Origin of the sequence: Pseudoduganella sp. R-31, assembly GCF_049913235.1 — a bacterium.
Lineage (GTDB): Bacteria > Pseudomonadota > Gammaproteobacteria > Burkholderiales > Burkholderiaceae_D > Rugamonas.
On the sequence record NZ_CP183986.1, the window covers coordinates 3954486 to 3974243 of the forward strand.

The 19758-nt window shown below is 60.6% G+C and carries 15 protein-coding genes; 8 read left to right on the forward strand and 7 right to left on the reverse strand.

Translation table 11 applies throughout. From position 1 onward, the window contains the following. Positions 1-170: 170 nt before the first annotated feature. The 3 genes from ACN9MY_RS17935 (at position 171) to ACN9MY_RS17945 (ending at position 6639) form a co-directional block, all read left to right on the forward strand. On the forward strand, positions 171-1310 hold the full coding sequence (locus ACN9MY_RS17935) for an SLC13 family permease (RefSeq protein ID WP_426318160.1): 1140 nt from the start codon (positions 171-173) through the stop codon (positions 1308-1310). Positions 1311-1732: 422 nt separating this feature from the next. Then, positions 1733-4528, forward strand: a complete 2796-nt coding sequence (locus ACN9MY_RS17940) for a TonB-dependent receptor plug domain-containing protein (RefSeq protein WP_426318161.1) — start codon at positions 1733-1735, stop codon at positions 4526-4528. A 14-nt stretch (positions 4529-4542) separates the two neighbouring features. Next, positions 4543-6639, forward strand: a complete 2097-nt coding sequence (locus tag ACN9MY_RS17945) for a prolyl oligopeptidase family serine peptidase (protein ID WP_426318162.1) — start codon at positions 4543-4545, stop codon at positions 6637-6639. A gap of 28 nt (positions 6640-6667) precedes the next feature. Here ACN9MY_RS17945 and ACN9MY_RS17950 read toward each other — a convergent pair whose 3' ends face one another. Further along, positions 6668-7423, reverse strand: coding sequence for a helix-turn-helix domain-containing protein (locus ACN9MY_RS17950; RefSeq protein WP_426335878.1), 756 nt, complete (start codon positions 7421-7423; stop codon positions 6668-6670). Between the two features lie 368 nt (positions 7424-7791). Here ACN9MY_RS17950 and ACN9MY_RS17955 point away from each other — a divergent pair, with 368 nt between their 5' ends. From ACN9MY_RS17955 to ACN9MY_RS17970, 4 genes are all read left to right on the forward strand, one after another. Continuing rightward, entirely contained in the window at positions 7792-10464 is a 2673-nt protein-coding gene (locus ACN9MY_RS17955; protein WP_426335879.1) for a TonB-dependent receptor, read from the forward strand. Between the two features lie 125 nt (positions 10465-10589). Further along, complete coding sequence (locus ACN9MY_RS17960; RefSeq protein ID WP_426335880.1) at positions 10590-11657, forward strand: OmpA family protein; 1068 nt, start codon at positions 10590-10592, stop codon at positions 11655-11657. 180 nt (positions 11658-11837) lie between these two features. Beyond that, positions 11838-12350, forward strand: coding sequence for a hypothetical protein (locus tag ACN9MY_RS17965; protein ID WP_426335881.1), 513 nt, complete (start codon positions 11838-11840; stop codon positions 12348-12350). Positions 12351-12413: 63 nt separating this feature from the next. Then, complete coding sequence (locus ACN9MY_RS17970) at positions 12414-13664, forward strand: styrene monooxygenase/indole monooxygenase family protein (RefSeq protein ID WP_426172231.1); 1251 nt, start codon at positions 12414-12416, stop codon at positions 13662-13664. On the opposite strand, the gene ACN9MY_RS17975 is transcribed toward ACN9MY_RS17970, so the two are convergent. Together ACN9MY_RS17975 and ACN9MY_RS17980 are read right to left on the reverse strand one after the other, a co-directional pair. Continuing rightward, positions 13631-14515 carry a class I SAM-dependent methyltransferase gene (locus tag ACN9MY_RS17975; RefSeq protein WP_426335882.1) on the reverse strand — a complete coding sequence of 295 codons (885 nt, stop codon included), beginning with the start codon at positions 14513-14515 and terminating at the stop codon, positions 13631-13633. The two genes, ACN9MY_RS17970 and ACN9MY_RS17975, sit on opposite strands and share 34 nt — an antisense overlap. A gap of 9 nt (positions 14516-14524) precedes the next feature. Then, a complete protein-coding gene (locus tag ACN9MY_RS17980) occupies positions 14525-15418 on the reverse strand; it encodes an NAD(P)/FAD-dependent oxidoreductase (protein WP_426335883.1) in 894 nt (297 codons plus the stop codon). A gap of 83 nt (positions 15419-15501) precedes the next feature. Here ACN9MY_RS17980 and ACN9MY_RS17985 point away from each other — a divergent pair, with 83 nt between their 5' ends. Continuing rightward, on the forward strand, positions 15502-16164 hold the full coding sequence (locus ACN9MY_RS17985; RefSeq protein ID WP_426335884.1) for a TetR/AcrR family transcriptional regulator: 663 nt from the start codon (positions 15502-15504) through the stop codon (positions 16162-16164). A gap of 38 nt (positions 16165-16202) precedes the next feature. On the opposite strand, the gene ACN9MY_RS17990 is transcribed toward ACN9MY_RS17985, so the two are convergent. The 4 genes from ACN9MY_RS17990 to ACN9MY_RS18005 form a co-directional block, all read right to left on the reverse strand. Continuing rightward, positions 16203-17204 carry an NADP-dependent oxidoreductase gene (locus ACN9MY_RS17990; RefSeq protein WP_426161832.1) on the reverse strand — a complete coding sequence of 334 codons (1002 nt, stop codon included), beginning with the start codon at positions 17202-17204 and terminating at the stop codon, positions 16203-16205. Between the two features lie 106 nt (positions 17205-17310). Then, on the reverse strand, positions 17311-17919 hold the full coding sequence (locus ACN9MY_RS17995) for a TetR/AcrR family transcriptional regulator (protein ID WP_426161833.1): 609 nt from the start codon (positions 17917-17919) through the stop codon (positions 17311-17313). Positions 17920-18086: 167 nt separating this feature from the next. After that, positions 18087-18596 carry a hypothetical protein gene (locus ACN9MY_RS18000; RefSeq protein WP_426161834.1) on the reverse strand — a complete coding sequence of 170 codons (510 nt, stop codon included), beginning with the start codon at positions 18594-18596 and terminating at the stop codon, positions 18087-18089. A gap of 16 nt (positions 18597-18612) precedes the next feature. After that, positions 18613-19374 (reverse strand): hypothetical protein, encoded by a 762-nt coding sequence (locus ACN9MY_RS18005; RefSeq protein WP_426161835.1) that lies wholly within the window; start codon positions 19372-19374, stop codon positions 18613-18615. Between the last annotated feature and the right edge of the window lie 384 nt (positions 19375-19758).

Here is a 19758-nt window from a genome sequence, read left to right on the forward strand (position 1 = left end):
GACCCGCGAGTTATCGTAGGGCAAGCGTTATTGATCGGTTTTGCTGATGATAACCCTTCCGGAAGACGCGGAGCTTCACAATTGCGGCAATGCAGGCGTGCCTGGCCCTGCGCACGCGCCCTTGCCCGCTCCTGTTATCATGCGCACGTTTGCCCACGCAGAAAACTTACATGCTTGTGACCACCGAACCAACCACCGCGCAGCCATTCCTGCGCCAGATTATCCAGCCTTTCCTGCGCGACCGCCTGATGCACCTGCTGCTGCTCGCCGCCATTGCTCTTTCCATCCTGTCGCCGCATCCGCTCACGGAGTATAAGAACTGGGTAGACTGGCACACCATCGCGACGCTCGCCGGCATGCTGTTGCTAACCACCGGCATCGAAGCCAGCGGCTACCTGGAACACCTGGGGCGGCTCATCATCAACAGGCTGCGGCAGGAGCGGGTGCTGGCGGTGTTCCTGGTGGCGGCATCCACGGTGTTGTCGACCGTACTGACCAACGATATCGCGCTCTTCATCGTCGTGCCGCTGACTGTCGGCCTGTCCGGCATCCGCGGCCTGCCTGTCGGGCGCCTGGTGATCTTCGAAGCGCTGGCAGTCAACGCGGGTTCGCTGTTGACGCCGATCGGCAATCCCCAGAACATCCTGCTGTGGCAACGCTCGCACCAGTCCTTCGCTGAATTCACCTGGCAAATGGCGCCGCTTGCGTTGGCGGTTTTTGCCGTACTGCTGCTGGCGACCTGGTTCTGCTTCCCCAAACAGACCATCCATGCCGAGCTGAATGACGATCCCGCGGCCTACCATGTCGGCTTGCTCAGGACTTGCGGCATGCTTTATATCGCCTTCCTGGTGACTGTGGAACTCGGGTATCCCGGATGGGGCCTGGCCGGCGTGGGGCTCGCTGTCCTGCTGTCCTGCCGCGGCATCATCGCCAAGGTTGACTGGAGCCTGATCGTTGTCTTCATCCTGATGTTCATCGATATCCGGTTGCTGTCACAGCAGCATTTCATCCAGGGCTGGATTGAATCTGTTCCCCATTTCTCCCGACTGGAACTGTTCCTGGCAGGCCTGCTCGGTTCCCAGGTGATCAGCAACGTCCCGGCAACCATCCTGCTGGTCCAGCATTCCGTCGACTACAAGGTCATCGCCTATGCCGTGAATGCAGGAGGCTTTGGGCTGGCGATCGGCTCGCTGGCCAATATCATCGCCCTGCGCATGGCGCCCGAACGCCGCCTGTGGCTGCGCTTCCACCTGTACTCCTTCCCCTTCCTTCTGCTGTCGGCGCTGATTGCATGGGGGCTCCTGCGTTAATTGGCAACTCCACCGATTAATACGCGGTGTTCTGCAAGATTCTTATTGCCTTTGCGTTCTCCAGGCACCCCCATCTTGCTTTATAGTCCACCGCGTTGCGGCCGGCTCCTTTCATTCCCTGCCCTGAAGGACGGGTTTCTCGGAGCAACTCTGATAAATGATGTAGATACACGGCTGGGTTTCCGGCGCCGGGTTCTCCGATGAGGTGACTCGGAAGGATGATAGAAGTGCGCAGCGAGGTAATACCAGTATCAATGGGTATCTGCAAGCGCGGCGCGGTGCACAGGCCATTGGTCGCTGCGGTATGCCATTTTCAGCGTATTAGCGCGGGAAAACGCTCAAGACCGTGCGCTCCCTCGAAAGTATCCTTGCGACGACATGTAGAACGATCCAAATCGTCCATGAAGTACAAGGAGACAAACGTGAAGCACAGCAAGAAGTTGAAGTACAGCGTCCTGGTCGGATCAATCGTTGCCGCCTTCCCCGCGATCACCCTGGCACAGGCTGCGCAAGACAAGAACGTCCAGCGCGTCGTCGTGACGGGCTCGAACATCAAGCGCGTGGACCAGGAAACCGCGTCCCCGGTTCAGGTCCTGTCGCGCCAGGAGATTGAACAAAGCGGCGCGCAGACCGTTGCGCAAATCCTCGACAACCTGACCAGCAATGACCGCGGCGCGATCAGCGACCTGGGTGGTACCAATTCCTGGGCGAGCGGCGCCACCGGCGTCTCCCTGCGCAACCTCGGCACGGGTGCGACCCTGGTCCTGCTTAATGGCCGCCGGCTCTCCTCCTACGGTTTTGCGGACGGGCTTCAATCGAACTTCGTCAACATCGATTCCATTCCAAGCGACGTCATTGAACGCGTCGAGATTCTCAAAGACGGCGCTTCCGCGATCTATGGCTCCGATGCAGTTGCCGGTGTCGTCAACATCATCACCCGCAAGAATTATCGGGGCGTTGGCGTGAAAGCTTCGGCCCAGCAATCGCTGAAGCGCTCCTTCCTCGATCGCGAACGCAAGGCTTCGATCATCGGCGGCACCGGGGACTTCGAGGAGGACGGCTATAACGCCTTCGCTCATCTCGAAGTCTATTCGCGCGGCAAATTCACCGATCGCCAGGTGCGCCCCTTGCTCCCCGACTGGTTCATCCGCATGAACCCGGATCGCGACGCGACTTCCACCGGCTCGATTCCCGGCAACTATGTCGGCCGCTACCCCGCCAATTACCACGATCCTGCCCTGGCCGGCAAATCGATCAATGTCGCGGCCCCTGGCTGCGCGCCGGAGAACCTGAGCGGCGGCCTGTGCTTCTATGACTATTGGCAGGACAGCCTGGCCCGTGCGCCTGCCGAGAGGGTAACCTTCCTGGGTTCGGGACGCCTCAAGCTTTCCGGCGATACGGTAGCCTACGGCGAACTGCAGCTTGCCAAGACGCGCAACAACTACAACACGGCGCCTCCGCGCAGCAATGTCACCGGTGTTCCCCTGTCCTGGTATGATTCGATCAGCGGCACGATGCAGTACTTTACCGATCCCAAACTGCCGGTCGGCCATCCGAACAACCCATATGACTTCCCCATTGGCCTGAATTACCGTTTCGCCGACGATCGCGACATGTTCAAGAACGTCGGATCATCGGAGCAGTTCCGCGCCCTCGCCGGCATCCAGGGCGCAAGCTTTGGCTGGGAGTGGGATGGTGCAATCGGCCATATGGGCTCCAAGGCCCGCCAGCGCCAGCACCTGTACCGCGATCGTTACGGCTACTACGATGCCATCGTCAGCGGCGCCTACAAATTCGGCCAGCAGAATGACCGCGCCCTGCTCGAAACCATGTTCCCTGAAATGGGTTCGCATGGCGAGTACCGCCAGACCTTCCTGGACTTCAAGGCGAACCGCGAGCTGTTCATGCTGGGCGGCGGTCCACTCCAGCTTGCGACCGGCGTCGACCTGCGCCACGAGTCCTTTGAGCATCAGAGCAGCGACAACGTCCTGGCCGCGCGCATCGTCCAGTTCAGCGGCGTGAAGATCAATGGATCGCGCAAGGTCGCGGCGGCCTTCCTGGAGCTTGGGGCGCCATTCACCAAGCAGCTGGAAGCGAGTTTTGCGGTCCGCGGCGACAAGGTGATCGACGGGGCCGGCGCGGTCGTGCCCAAGCTTGGCCTGCGCTATACCGTGAACGACATGCTGATGGTGCGCGGCACGGTGTCCAAGGGCTTCCGCGCGCCAAGCCTGCCGGAGACCGGCAACGGCGGCGCGTCCTGGTTCAACAACGGCTACAACGACCCCAAACGCTGCGCAGCCGCCACGGAGCTCAGGAACATCCTGAATACCGGCAACGCGGCCGACAAGAACCTGGCCCTGACCGCCTATGGCCTGGGCTGCTCGGTCAGCTTCCCGTCCGCGGTCACTCCAAATCCCGACCTGAAGCCAGAATATACCAACAGCTTCACGGCGGGCCTGGTGCTGCAGCCGATTCGCGCGCTCAGTTTTACGATCGACTACTACAACATCAAGCGCCGCGATGAAATCGCCGTCAAGAGCATCGACCAGACGCTCGCCAACGAAGACCGGCTGGCCGGGCTGGTGGAGCGCGACCCGCTGACGTCACAGGACCTGGACATCGCACGCCGTGCCTTCGAGCTGTCCGGCAGAACGGTCGGCTTCCCTGTGGGACCAATCAGGACCATCGCAGCCCAGTATGAAAACTACGGCAAGTCGCGCGTTTCCGGTATCGACCTTGATGCCAAGGCGCGCTGGAACCTTGGCGAAGCCGGTACCCTTAACCTCGGCCTGGAACTCAACCGCCAGTTCAAATACCAGAGCTGGGATAGCTTTGCCAAGACCTACACCGAGAACTATGTCGGTTATCGCGACAAACCTCGCACGCGCGCCGTCGCCAAGATGTCGTGGGAACGGGGCCCGCTCGTTGCAGGCCTGCGCGCGAATTATACGGACTCCACCAAGCTCGCCTGGGGCGTACTTGATACGACCAGCAGCATCGAGGGATGCGAGGACCGCGGCGTGAGCGCGGGCGAATGCCATATCGCTTCTGATACGACGGTCGACCTGTGGACCCGCTATACCTTCCAGCCTGGCACCACCGTATCGGCGAACGTATTCAACCTCTTCGACCGCAAGGCCCCCGTCAAGCTGTATCCGGGAAGTTCCCTGCCCCTGCGCTCGCGTACCTTGATGCTGACGGTTGAGCACAAGTTCTGAGGAAATTGAGAAACATGCTTCCAATCGAAAAGCTGAGCCTGACGGCGGCGGCCGCACTCCTGTCCTGCACAATGGCGCAGGCACAGGCACCGGCGGCCGATGCCGATCCTTATCTTTGGCTTGAAGAAGTCAGCTCGAAGCGGGCGCTGGACTGGGTCAAGCAGTGGAATAGCCTCACCACCAACCAGCTGGACGGACTGCCGGGCATCCAGCAGACCACCAATGCAATCCGCGAAGTCGTCGACTCGCGCGAGCGGATTCCTTTCGTCGAGAAACAAGGCCAGTACCTCTACAACTTCTGGAAAGACGCCGAGCACCCGCGCGGCGTGCTGCGGCGTACCACGCTGGAACGCTACAGGACTGATGCGCCGCAGTGGGACGTGGTATTGGATCTCGACCGGCTGGCGCGGGATGAGAAGGAAAACTGGGTCTGGCATGGCATGGAGTGCCTCAAGCCGCACGCGGAGCGCTGCCTGTTCTCGCTGACCCGGGGCGGCGGGGACGCGCATGTTGTGCGCGAGTTCGACACGAGCAGCCTGCAGTTTGTCCCGCAGGGCTTCTACCTTCCCGAAGCGAAGAGCGACGTCAATTGGGTGAGCCGCGACCGCCTGTTCGTAGCGACCGACTTCGGCCCCGGCTCGCTCACCAGCTCAGGATATCCGCGCATCGTCAAGGAATGGAAACGGGGAACGCCATTGCAGTCTGCGAAGCTGGTGTTCGAGGGCAAGCTGGCCGACATCAGCGTGTCCGGGTACTCTGACCACTATCCGCGATTTAAGCGCGAATTTGTCCTGCGCTACACCTCGTTTTTCACGAACGAACTGTACTTCCGCCATGCCGGGAAGCTGGTCAAGCTCGACAAGCCGAACAGCGCAACGGCCTTCACCTTCAAGGACCAGCTCCTGATCCGCCTGCGCGGAGACTGGAACGTCGGGAATCGCCAGTACCAGCAAGGCTCGCTCCTGTCGATCGACTTTTCCGGCTTCATGGCGGGCAAGCGCAACTTCACCATTCTGTACGAGCCAGACGCCACCCGCTCGCTGCAATCGGTCGCGACGACCAGGAGCGCGATCCTGCTGACAGAGCTGGTCAATGTGCGCAGCCAGGTGCAGGAGCTGCGCATGCAGAAAGGAAAATGGGAACGCCGGACGGTACCGACGCCGGCATTTGCCAGCGTCTCGATCTCATCGCTGGACTACCTGGATTCAGACCAGTACTTCATGGTGCAGAACGACTTTCTCACCCCCACCACGCTGCACCTGGCTCAGGTCAGTTCCGACGAACGGCGGCAACTGAAATCGCAGCCGGGCTTCTTCGATACTTCGGGCCTCAAGGTGGAGCAGCACTTCGCCTCCGCCAAGGATGGCACGCGGATTCCGTATTTCGTCGTCATGCGCAAGGACCTCAAGTACGACGGCAGCAATCCGACGCTGCTGTACGGCTATGGCGGGTTCGAGATATCGATGAAGCCCTCGTACAATGCCACGGTCGGCCGCGCCTGGCTGGAAAAAGGCGGCGTGTACGTGCTCTCGAACATTCGCGGCGGTGGCGAGTTCGGGCCGCGCTGGCACGAAGCCGCGCTGAAGGAAAAGCGCCAGGTATCGTATGACGATTTCATCACAGTGGCCGAAGACCTGATTGCGCGGAAAGTCACGTCGCCGCAGCATCTCGGCATCATGGGCGGCAGCCTGGGCGGCATGCTGGTGTCCGTGGTAGCCTTGCAGCGCCCGGAGCTGTTCAATGCCGTCGTCAGCCAGGTGCCGCTGGCCGACATGAAGCGCTACCACCGCATGCTGGCAGGCGCCTCATGGATTGACGAGTATGGCGACCCGGACCGCCCCGAAGAATGGGACTACATCTCGCGCTATTCTCCCTACCACCTGCTCGACAGGAACCGGTCCTATCCGCCGGTGTTTTTCACCAGTTCGACCAGGGACGATCGCGTGCATCCGGCCCATGCCCGCAAGATGGTCGCGCGCATGAAGGAACAAGGCCACCAGGTCCTGTATTGGGAGAACATGGATGGCGGCCATGGCGGCGCGGTGAACGGTGAACAGCAGGCCCGCCTCTACGGCATGGTCTACAGCTTCCTTTGGGACCGCTTGAAGTAGGTATTTGCCGGCCGCGCGGGGACCACAGTCAAGTCCCCGTGCGGCCCGCCACGCGGCTGTATTCGGTCGGACTCATTCCCACCACCGATTTGAACTGGCGGCTGAAAGCGCTGTGGTCGGAATAGCCGCATTCATGAGCGATGTCGGCGATCCTGGCGTCCGGCTTTTTATCGATGATGGCCCTGGCCGCCGAAAGCCTGCACTGAACCAGCATTTGCCGCGGCGAGTGATGAAAGACTTTCTGGAACAGGCGCTCAACCTGCGAGAGCGATAGCCCCGCCTGGTCGGCCAGCTCCTGGACGCACACGTTGCGCTGATAATTCTCGCGAATGTAGTCCGCGATATGGGCAATCTGGCGGTATGCGGGATTCACGTCGTCGGGCAAGCCGAGATCGCGTGAAGTGCCGATCAGGCCGACAATCCTGCCCTTCGTGTCCTGCAAAGGCATCTTCCTGGTGATGCACCAACCGCGGCTGCGCCCCGGGTAGATGTGCAATTCAAGGTGCCTGTCGATGCAAGCGCCGCTGTCAATCACCTTGCGGTCCTGGGCAAAATAGGTTTCCGCCAGGGCCTGAGGAAACAGGTCCAGCGCGGTTTTTCCGATCACCTCTTCCTTGTCCCGCGCCCCGCAACGGCGCACCATCGTCCGGTTGATGCCGAAATAGCGCCCTTCCCTGTCCTTGACGAAAAAGGCAATGTCATTCAAAGCGTCGAACATGGTCAAGATGGCGTCGATATTAATCGCCTCCAGCTCGCCAAAGCATGCCTGACTGATCATCTCCATTCCTCCGCAGCACGAAAAATGTTCACTTTGCATTGGCTTGGCAAGGATGGCAACGCCACTGTTGCGCCCCGTGCCAGGACATGGCCGGACTATGCCGATTTCCGTGTGATCCCGATCGAAAACATGCAAATTGGAAGTCAGCAAAAACGTTGTAATCACAACGAAATTGCGACTTGCATGTGCTCCAGTGCGCACAAGTCGCACAACGTTGCATACACTGCAATTGTTCCATAACAACTCAAGCTTAGTTAATCGGGTACGAATACCAACTTACGAGGACTGATCGCATGAAAATACCTGGCACGCACAAGGCATCGGCATTCCGCCGCTCCCAATGCACCCATGCTGTATTGCTCGCACTTGGCTGCATGAGTTTGGACGCCGTCGCGCAAACCATGCCGCGCGTGGAAATCACCGGCTCCAGCATCAAGCGCATCGAGGGCGAGTCCGCACTGCCAGTTGAAGTCATCAAGCGCGAAGACATTGAAAAGACGGGCGTGACCACGGCTGCCGAATTGCTGCAAAAGATCTCCTCGAATGTGGGCGGCCTGACCGATGGCACCAGCGTCAGCGATGTCATGGGCGGCCAGCGCGGCTTTAACGGCGCCAACCTGCGTGGCCTGGGCGTCTCCAGCACGCTGGTGCTGCTGAATGGCCGGCGCATGGCCAACTTCGCCAGCCCTGGCGACAATTCCGGCGTCGACCTGAACAACATTCCCGCCGGCGCCATCCAGCGCGTGGAAGTGCTCAAGGACGGCGCATCGGCAATCTACGGCACCGATGCCATGGGCGGCGTGATCAACTTCATCACCCGCAAGGATTACCAGGGCGGCGATGCCAGCGTGTATGCCCTGCGTACGGACGAAGGCGGCGGCGGCAAGAAATCTGCCTCGCTGTCCGGCGGCGTCGGCGATCTGAACACCGACCGCTACAACCTGTTCGGCGCACTGGACGTGCAAAAGACGAACCGCCTGGCCAGTTCGCAACGCAAATTCATGCAGGAATATAGCCTGCCCGACCGCCTGTCGCCGCAGCTGTCGAGCTACTCATTCCCAGCCAACGTCGACCTGACTCCCGCCCAGTTGGCAACCCTGAACCAATCGAGCTACCTGAAGGGCTCCGGCCCTGGCGGCACCTGGGTGCCGTCGCCTGGTCGCCGCGTCAATTTCGGCAAGGAGTCCTGCGTGGACGGCAGCCCGAACGTGGTGCGGCCGCTCGGTCCCGGCGGCACGGAAGGCTGTTCCTTCAACTACATGGGCGATTCGGAAGTCTATCCGGAATCGAAGAAGCGAAGCTTTATCGGCCGCGCCACCTTCCAGGTGACGGATGCCCACCAGGTGTTTGCTGAAGTTCTGCTGAGCAGGGCCGAGACCAGCTATGCCGCCTCGCCTGCCGTATCGAGCAGCATCAACGGCACGACCAGCGGCATCTTCCTGCCGGCCGACCTGCAAGCCAGGACCGGCATCACGGACCCGATCAATTTCCGCTTCCGGCTGTCGGACGCAGGCCGCCGCACCTCGGAAGTGACCAGCAAAGCGTCACGCCTGGTGCTCGGTGCGACCGGCAAGGTGGGCGACTGGGATTACGATACGGCCTACAACCACAGCGTCAACAAGGCAACCGACCTGGATATCGATGGCTGGGTGTCGCACAGCAAGATGTTGGCCGGTATTGCCAGCGGCCAGTACAACCCTTTTGTTCCTGCCACGGATGACTCAGGCCGCAAGTTCATGGACTCGATCAAGATCCATGACGCGGCGCGCATGTCCAAGGGCACCAGCGACAGCATCGATGGCAAGGTGAGCCGTCCCCTGATGGCGCTGGGCGGAGGCGATGCCGTGCTGGCCATCGGCGCCGAACTGCGGCGCGAAAAGACTTCGTTCACCTCCTCCGAAGCACTGCGCAGCAACGATGTGCAAGGTGACCGCGCCAGCTCGGACGAACTGCTGGCCGACTCGTCCAATTCGCGCCGGATCACCGGCATCTACGCGGAGATCGACGCGCCGTTCAGCAAGGAATGGGAAGGCCAGTTCGCCATCCGTCACGACCGCTACAAAGGCGTACATGATCCGCTGACCAATATCACCACGCCGGCACTGAACACCACCAACCCGAAAGTCGCAATCAGCTACCGCCCGAGCAAGGAAGTACTGGGGCGCGCCTCCTACGGCACCGGCTTCCGCGCACCTTCGATTTCCGAAATGTTCCTGCCCGTCCGTTCCGATACCACGGCAAGCTTCGTGAAAGACCCGATCTCGGGCGAAGTAGCCCAGTTCGACCTGGACCGCTACGGCAACCCGCAACTGAAGCCGGAAAAGTCCAGGCAGTTTTCGGTCGGCCTGGTACTGCAGCCAAACAGGAACTGGAATGGCAGCCTCGACTACTGGATCATCCGCAAGACCGACATCATTTCGGAAATCGGCGAACAGACCGTGTTCGACAATCCGGTCTACTACAACGATCCCAACATCGTGGTGCGTGATGAAGATGGTGTCGTGTCCTTCCTTCAGTTCAAAAAGGAGAATCGGGGCAAGCTCAACACAGCCGGTCTCGATATTGACCTGAACTGGCACGGCGATGCCACTTCAATGGGCCGCTTCAGCGCCAGCCTGAACGGCACGCTGATCACCAAGTACAAGTTCCAGTCCGATCCGCTCTCGCCGATGACGAATGGCCTGGGCGTCTTCCGCGACGACAAGGCTGTGCAGCGCTGGCGCCACAAGCTGAATATCGACTGGAGCCAGGGACCCTTCAGCCTGAGCCTGGGCAACACCTTCTTCTCCAGCTATCGCGACCAGAACATCGCCGGCCTGGCTGATCCGGGATGGAACGACCGTGACGTGAAAGCCTATTCGCTGTGGGACCTGACAGGCAGCTATGCCTTCAACAGCAAGCTCAAGCTGCGCGCCGGCGTGATCAATATGTTCGATACGCCGCCGCCATTCACCAACCAGTCGCGCTACTTCGAAGTGACCTGGGACCCAACCTATGGTGATCCGCGCGGCCGCTCGTTCTTTGCCAACCTGCAGTACAAGTTCTAGTGTGACGTCGTTAATTCAGCCTTCCGATTACCGACGCGTTTGAATGGAGAGCGATCACGACGCAGTATAAGATTTACATCATTGCACTGCGTCGTGCTCTGACATTCTTCGCGAAAGGATAAACCTTGAAACTACTGTCCTCCCCTCTGGCACGCCACTTCGCCGCCACCGCATTCTGCCTGTCTTCGTTTGCTATCGCCGCCCCCGCCTCCGCCGGACCTGACTGGGCAATCGATGTCGCAGGCGGAGAAGACCATCCCCTGATCCAGCGCTATAACAATTCCTGGATGATGGCGTACAAGAAAATCGGCTTTGACCAAACGACTTTCCCCGGCAAAATGGGCTTGGACAGCCATAATGCATTCCAGGCGCCGGTCACCGTGGAAGGCCAGATCACCCGCATGGTGTATTTCGCCCCGCTCGGCAAGTCGCCGCTGGAAGTACATCGCAACTATGAACAGGCCCTGAAGGCAGCGGGATTCAAAGCCATCGTCAGTTGCACGCCGCGCGACAAAGGCTGCGATAGCATGCGCTACGGTTTTGACGATCATTATGGCGCCATGAAGGAAGCCGACTTCCGTGCCAACCGCTCACGCCATCCGGAGAAATCCGCGCTGTATAACCAGATGTATTCCCTGGGCGGTTCGAACATGCTCGGTACCGATGACATCTATTTTACTTACGGCACCTTGTCAAAGGATGGGAACCTCGTCCACGTGATGGTGAATTCAGGAAAGGTATATCGCACCGACTTCACCACGACTTACATCGAAATCGCCGAACCCCAGGCGATGCAAGGCGGACAGGTGACTGTCAACGCCGATGCATTGAAGACAGCCTTGCAGTCGAGCGGCAAGATTGCCCTGTACGGCATCTACTTCGATACCGGCAAGGCAGAGATCAAAGCCGCGGAATCCAGGACTCAGCTGGACGAGATGGCGAAACTGTTGAAAAGCCAGCCTGCCCTCAAGGTCTACATCGTGGGCCACACGGATAACCAGGGCAATCTCGACACCAACCAGCTGTTGTCGCAGCAACGTGCACAAGCGGTTGTCGCCGCGCTGGCGAAGCAGTACCAGATCCCTTCCACGCGCCTGGCGAGCAAAGGTGTCGCCAGCCTGGCCCCCGTCGCTTCCAACGGAGATGAAACTGGTCGAGCCAGGAATCGCCGGGTGGAACTGGTCGTTCAGTAGATCAGCGAAAGTCCCGGCGTGCGCCCAGCCGGCAAGCACTAATCTGGGTATGGGACTCGACCTAAATTAGGTGGCAGTACCGATTCCCGCCCCGCTCCTCCAGCCCATGATAAGCAGGCCGTTGCTCTCGCGAGCAGCGGCTTCGCGGTACAAACAGTAGCGTTTTGATAGGAGACTGCCATGTGGATTGGATCGATCAGGCTGATTGTGCAAACAAAAAACGCAGCAAACGCCGGAACAGATAGCCTTGTTCAAGCCAGGATCTTGCGGGATGGCCACGAACTTCGCTTGCTCAATCTGGACTATCCGACGGAAGATGACCTGGAGGCCGGGGCCATCAGGAATTATGACTACATGGGGCCTACGAAACTGCCCCGGCGGAATGACAAGACACCGGAACTTCCACCGGGCGTGGGGCAGATACCCATGCCGTATCCGGGTTACGGCTTTGAATTCTCGAACGGGATGAGCCGTCACTTGCAGATTCAGTTGCGCATTCGCGGGGACGATATGTGGATCAAGGACAACGTCGACCTGTACGTCAGGTTTATCCGCCAACGCGCCACAAGTTTCGATACCTTGGCCTGGATCGAGGACCCGGACTGGACATACATCGCGAGCTGGGGCCGCGACGTCGCAATGAGCACGGACGCAAGAGAAGGCGTTACCACCTGGACCTTGAATTTGTCCTGATGCAGACAAGTGCACTGCGCCTGCAACGGCGAACTTCTTTGAGAAACGTATGGGGGAGAAATGATGCGCAAGATCGCCGTTGTAGGCAGTGGACAGGCCGGCCTGCCTCTGGCACTGGGCCTGTTGGCCAATGGCTTTGACGTCACCGTCGCGACCAACCGCACGCCCGACGACATCCGTAATGGCCGCGTCATGTCGAGCCAATGCATGTTCGATGCCTCACTGCAGATCGAACGGGACCTGGGCCTCAACCAATGGGAGGACGCATGCCCGACGGTGGACGGGATCGGACTGGCCGTTCCGAATCCCGATGCCCCACATGAAAAACTGATCGACTGGAGCGCCCGCCTGCAGCGTCCTGCGCAGGCCGTCGATCAGCGGATCAAGATGCCTGCCTGGCTGCAGCAGTTCGAAAGGCAAGGCGGCAGGCTGCTGATCGAAGACGTCGGCATTCCGGAACTGGAACGGCTCGCGAAGGAAAATGAACTGGTGATCGCGGCCGCGGGCAAAAGCGAAATCGTCAAGCTATTCGAACGTGATGCCATCCGATCCGCATTTGACAAACCGCAGCGCGCCCTGGCCCTCACCTACGTGAACGGTTTGCGACCAGCGCAGGAATATTCGCGCGTCGCATTCAATCTGATCCCGGGTGTCGGCGAGTATTTTGTCTTCCCTGCCCTGACCACCAGCGGCCCTTGCGACATCATGGTGTTCGAAGGCGTTCCCGGCGGCCCGATGGACTGCTGGCGCGATATAGCAACGCCCCAGGCCCACCTGGCGCAAAGCCTCGCCCTGCTGCGTACCTTCCTGCCCTGGGAAGCCGAACGTGCCGCGCATGTGGAGCTGACCGACGCAAACGGCATCCTGGCTGGCAGCTTTGCGCCCACCGTGCGCAGGCCAGTCGCCACCCTCCCGTCAGGGAAAATGGTCTTCGGCCTGGGCGATGCCGTCATGCTCAACGACCCGATCACCGGCCAGGGTTCGAATAACGCCACTAAGGCAGCGCGCATTTATCTCGACGCCATCCTTGCCCATGGCGACCAGCCCTACAGCCTCGAGTGGATGCAGCGGACTTTCGAACGCTTCTGGGTGTACGGCGAGCAGGTCGTTGCATGGACCAATTCGCTGCTCCGCCCGCCGCCGCCCCACGTGCTCAACATGCTGGGCGCGGCCGGCAATTGCCCTTCCCTTGCCAGCGCTGTCGCCAATGGCTTCAACAATCCGCCAGACTATTTCCCATGGTGGTTCGACGCCGAGGCCTGCGAACAGTTTGTCGCCCTTCACATGGCCAACGCTTCGCGCGCGGCAGCCTGATTGCGCGCCATGACGATCCACGCCGCGCCGTCGAACATCACCGACCGATCACCGGGTTGACGCGCGAACACAGCTCGCAGCGCGGCCGAGGCGTTGGCGCGGATGCCGTCGGGCTGGTCAGCGAGCGCACGCGACAACGGGCCGACCTCGAGCGCCATCTTTACCGCGTCGTCGATCGCAGCTTCGCGCGTCTCGCCTTCGCCCAACGGGATGGAAGCGTCGAAGGGCATGATGGCAATATCGGTGAAGCCGGCTGCCGCCAGGATGCGCGCCACGCGCTCCCGGTCGCCGAACGAGAATGGGCCAGGCGCTTGTGGATCGGGCTGCGCGGCCGGCGGAACGATGCCCTTGATCGCACCCATCGGCAGGCGCACCCAATCGTTCTCGGCCGCTCCGCGCCAGCACACGAAAGCGACCCGCCCGCCCGGCCGGAGCGCGCACCGCATATGGGCGAACGCACCTGCCGGATCATCGAAGAACATGACCCCGAAACGCGAGAACAGGATGTCGAACGCGCCCTCGGGCAGCTCGGCGCTGCCGGCATCGGCCAACTGGAAACGGACCGGCGCATCCGGCGGCGCCAGCGCGCGCGCCCGGCCGATCAGCGGTTCGGAAATGTCGACGCCCAGCACTTGCCCGCTCGCACCGACGCGGGCGGCCAGCGCCAGGCTCGAAGTGCCCGCGCCGCAGCCAACGTCCAGCACGCGCTCGCCCGGCGCAGGAGCCACGGCGTCGATGGCGGCCTGGCCGAACACCGCCACCATGGCGTCAAGCCTGGCCTGGTGGGCAACCCAGCGCTCCCCGCTTTGACCATTCCAGTCGGCGACCTGGTAGATATTCCTTTCTGCCATGTCAAATCCTCACGCCAGCAGCGATTGCTGGGCGAAGATGCCCGCCATCGCGCCTTGCGATGACGCCTGGGTGACCGAAGGAAGGAAAGGCGTGGCGAGGTCGCCCGCGGCGTAGATGCCGGGCACGCTCGTTTGGCGGCGCTCGTCGACCTTGAGGACGATGCCGGTGGGCGTATCCACGGTGGCCAGGCCCAGTGTTTCGTGCAGGCTTGCGGACGGCTTGTTGCGCGGTTGGGCGAACAGGACGTCGACCGCGACATGACGGCCGGTATCGAGATCGACGGTGGCGATATGGCCATTGCGATGGGCGATCGCGGCGATCCGGCCGGCGACGACTGCTATGTTGCGGCCCGCCAGGTCGGCCTGGATATCGGCCGGAATGTCATGACCATCGGCGAAGACAGTCAACTTGTCGGTCCAATGCTGGAACAGCTTGACGGACTGGTGCGACTGCGGGCCTGTCCAGAGAACGCCCCAATGCCGGCCCGCGACTTCAAAACCGTCGCAATAGGGACACGGCACGATCGACGTGCCCCAGCTTTCGGCAAAGCCAGGTACATCAGGCATCTGGTCGGCGACGCCATAACTCAGGATCACGCGGCGCGCCGCAAAAGTTTCGCCATCGCCCGTGAGAACGGAGAAATGGTCGATGGCGCCGGAGACGCTGTCGGCCCGGGCATTGACCAGCCTGATCGCGGGATAACGCGCCAGCTGCTGCCGCGCCTCGGCCAGGATGTCCAGCGGCGGCTTGTGATCGTGGCCGAGCAGGCCATGCGAGTGGCCGGCGAAGCGATTGCGCGGCAGGCCGCTATCGAGAACGGTGACCGTGCGGCGGGCACGGCCAAGCTGCAGGGCGGCGGCGAGACCGGCAAAGCTGCCGCCGATGATGATGACGTCATTCATGATGATGGGCTCCGTTTGCAGATTTGAATACTACGTGGTATCCTAAATCCTGACTTTGAATACTGTCAAGTACTATAATTATCATGACTGAAAACAGCCAGGGCCGGCGTGGCCGGCCAGCGAACGAGGCGCTTGCCCAAACGATCGTCGACGCCGCGTACGAACTCTTTTTGGAATTGGGCTTTCAAGCAACGACCATGGACAAGGTCGCCCAGCGCGCAAAAATATCCAAGCTCAGCATCTATCGGCACTTCGAGAACAAAGAGGCGCTATTCAGCGCCGCCATCTCGGCCCGCTGCCATCAGTTTGCACCGCAAGCCCTTTTTGAAAGCATCGGCGGGTCGGCCGAGGACCAGCTCATGGCGGTCGGATCATCCCTGCTGCGCACGCTGATGAATCCGGAAGTCCGCGGTGTCGAAGCCATGATCATGGCCGACAAGACGAATCAAAAGTCGTTAAGCAAGCTCCATTACGAAGCCGGGGCCGCCCATGTCACCGCCCAAATCGAGGTCCTGTTGCGCCAATTGCAGGCGAAGGGGGCGATGAAGGTGCCAAATCCTCGCCAGTCCGCCCGCTTGTTCGCCGCGCTTGTCAAAGGAGCCGACCTGCTGGCGATCGCACGCTTCGATGAAGCGAAAGCAATGGACGCCAGCGAAATCGAATCCTATTGCCGGTCGGCCGTCGCCATGTTCCTCGCCGCACACGGTTCTGCGCTGCCCAATAAAGGAATTGCGAACGCTGCATAGTGCTTCTTGGCTAAGCCATGTTTCCCTGCCTGAAAACATCACACCATCTGGACTACTACCTTGCCCTTGGCGCGCCCTTGTTCGAGGTGCGCCAGCCCTTCCTTCGCGCTCGTGAACGGAAACACCTTGTCGATGACAGGCCGAATGTGCGACGACTCCAGCATTTCTCCGATCTTGCCAAGCTGGCGTCCATCAGGGCGAACGAACAAGAATGAGTACCGCGCGCTGCGCTTTTGCGCCAGCCGAATGATCTTGCGGCTCAAGAGACCGAAGACGAACTTCATCAGGAAGTTCATGCCGCGCGCACTTGCAAATGCGGCATCCGGCGGGCCAACGAGGGAGACCACGCTGCTGCCAGGCTTCACGATCTTCAAGGCATTCTCAAGCCCGTCGCCGCGCACCGTGCCCAACACGGCGTCATAGCCACTCAGAGTATTCTCAAATTCCTGCTTCTTGTAATCGACGACTTCATCCGCGCCGAGACTACGCACCAGATCGACATTTGCCGTGCTGGTCGTGGTGCCCACTTTCGCGCCAAGCTGCTTGGCCAGCTGGATGGCAAAGGAACCAATGCCGCCAGAACCTGCCGGGATAAATACCTTCTGCCCTGGCTTCAACTGGGCGCGCTCGTTGAGCGCCTGCCACGACGTGAGGCCAACCATCGGAATCGATGCTGCCTGCACAAAATCCAGGTTGGCAGGTTTATGCGCTGCAGCGCGCTCAGGCACCGCAGCATACTCTGCCAGGGAGCCTGTGCCGAGATCGAACACGCTGGCGAAGACGGCATCGCCGACCTTGAAGCGGTTGACGCGGCTGCCGACTTCGACCACCACCCCAGCCAGGTCGCTTCCCATCGTGGCGGGCAAATCAAACTTGAGGATGGGCTTGAACGATCCTTTCGGAATCATGTAATCGATAGGATTGAGGCCGGCGGCATGCACGTGGACCAGGATCTCATCGGGTTTGATGCTTGGCCGTGGGACATCGGCAAAGGCGAGCGAGTCAATGCCGCCATAACGTTTCAGGACAAGTGCTTTCATTTGGACCTTCCTTCTTTATAAAAATAATACGGGCGGTCCTGGAGACCGCAATCCTGCTGCATCAATATGATGAGCATCATATTTTTGCGCAAAAAAAGTCAATGCCTCATTCGGCGGCAGCCGCAAACTGCTTCATCGTGGCTTCACACAACGCTTTGGACAAACGCGGGTCATCGACAGCGCGCGCCATTACCGTAGTGCCGATCAGGGCGCACACCAGCGCCATCGCCTGCTCATGCGCCTTTGGCTGGCCCCAATCCGGCATCTGGCGCGCGAACACGTCGATCATTTCCTTGATATGAATCGTCGCGGCTCGCCTTACTTCGGGCGATTGCCGCGGCATCTCCGAGCCCAGCGCCGATACAGGGCACCCGGTCTCGATCGCAGCAATATGCTGCGGCGACAGATATGCCTGCATCATGGCCTGCACGGCTTGGCCAGGGGGTGCGGCAGCCGCCACCCGCGCAGCCAGGGCAACCGACTCGGTGCCGGCACGATCGGCGGCTTCGGCCAGCAAAGCATCGCGCGATTCAAAGTGCGCGTAAAAGCCCCCGTGCGTCAGTCCAGCCTCTTTCATGATGTCGGCCACGCCGGTACCGTCATACCCGCTGCGACGAATGGCGCGCGACGCCACCTCCACGATACGCTCGTGGGTGAGTTCCTTGCGGCTGACAGGCGGGCGCTTGCGGGATTTGGTCGGCATGATGGTCATCATATACGATTTCAGCTAGATGTGCACGCAGCACATGCTGCCCGCCGTCGCCAACAGCGGCCATGGTTCGGTTGCCAAAAGTTTAAACTGCGAAAACGCTGGCCAGCGCGAATCAACCCGCGCCACGCCAGCGTTAATGGAAACCGGTACGGCCGGTCCAGGCCAAGCATTCACAAGTTCGAATGCACGATCGTTGCTCCCGTCTTTTTGTCCCGGACTGTTACGCTGCGTGCGCCAAGCGGACGGCCATCTGCATACAAGGGCACGACCAGGGCCCAGTCAAGCGTCCCCGTTTCATCAACCCATTGATAATCGGCGTGCGCCCTGGGGTATGCTTCGGCCTCGCGCCTCGCAGGGCTGTCGACATAGAAGGTGCGGGGCGTATCGCCCTCGATCATAACTTCCCACATCCCGCCCTCGCGGGCAAAGACCTTGGGCGCGTACGCCGCAATGCGCTTGACCGACTCGACCCGTGCGGCACGCACTTCGCCCTTCGCAACGTCAAGCTTGATCGCCAGTACGGCAACCTGCTGTTGTCCGGTCGGTGCGGCGGCTGGCCTGGCGCTTTCGATGCGCGCAGAACTTCGAAGCTCCCTCGCGCGCTCAGGGTCCTGTTGTTGGGCTTGCGCCAGGCCGAGGCCTGCCCCGCACATGCCGATGGCAATCCAGATCTTGTTCATGATGTTCTCCTCTCAATCAAGGGTGCCAAGGCGGCGGAACCGTGTAGCTCCAGTGGGCTGGTGCAAATGCGGCAGGCTGGGTGATGGTCGGGGAACCGGACAAGCCATGATAGGCCGCCCGCATCACTGCCCAATCGGCCGGCCCGGCCTCCCACACTTCGTCGCCGGCGTTGCGCATGATCAGGTTATCCGTGATATTGCCCTGCGAGCGCCACCAGACCGATCCATCCCGGCTGGACGTCATGGATTGGCAATTGCGCCAGCCGGCATTGGCGCCGTCCCCGTTACAGGCTGCCTGCGAACTGTACATGACCGGCGGCTTCACGAAGTATCCGCCATCGCAGCAATATTCGTCCGGCAGGCCGAACAGGCCATGGCCGGTTTCATGGACGATCGTTCGATAGCTGGTCGGTTCTCCAGTCGCGCGCCCGCCACCGCCGCAGTCACGCAATTCATTGCGGTGGATGAGCACGATCTGGTCGGCGAATACGCCGTCCGTGTTGACCTGCCCCGGCCAGGTAACGATCGGGCAGCGGAACTGGCCGCCCGGTCCCGGCGCTTGTTCGACAACGGAACCGCTGGCTGTCATGTAGAAGTAGTTGTACAGGCCCCAGGCGTTGAAGTAGGCGCGGTTCTGCCAGTATCCGTTTTCAATCACATTGGCCAGGTCGTTGACGAAAGCCTGGCGGTTGGCCAGGACCGACATGTCTCCATAAGAGGTGTCCGGAACGAAGAGCACGTTGAAAGCGCGATCGCGGTCGCTTTGTACAACATACATTTCGAACACCGTACTGCCGGACGCAGGCGGGTCGTCATCATGGACGACCCGCGTAATCTGACATCCCATGAGTAGCGATGCTGCAAGCGCCGCGAGCATCGCTCCCGGCAGGTTCCGTAGTTTTAGAACGTATTGCCATGACATGATGAACTCCCTTGTTTTGTTGACCGAGGCGGGCAGCAACCGCGCTGGCGCCTTGCGATGAACTTTAGGGAAGTGCGGACCGGCACGGATTGGTACTGACACCCAAATTTAGATGGCCGCGACACCCAGATTTCGGCCCAGCGAGCGTGTTTGATCAATTTCATTAAACCCGGTGGAAATATTCATAATTGCCAAGGTATGCAGCCGCGCCGACAATTGCCATAAAGCAATTTTAATCGT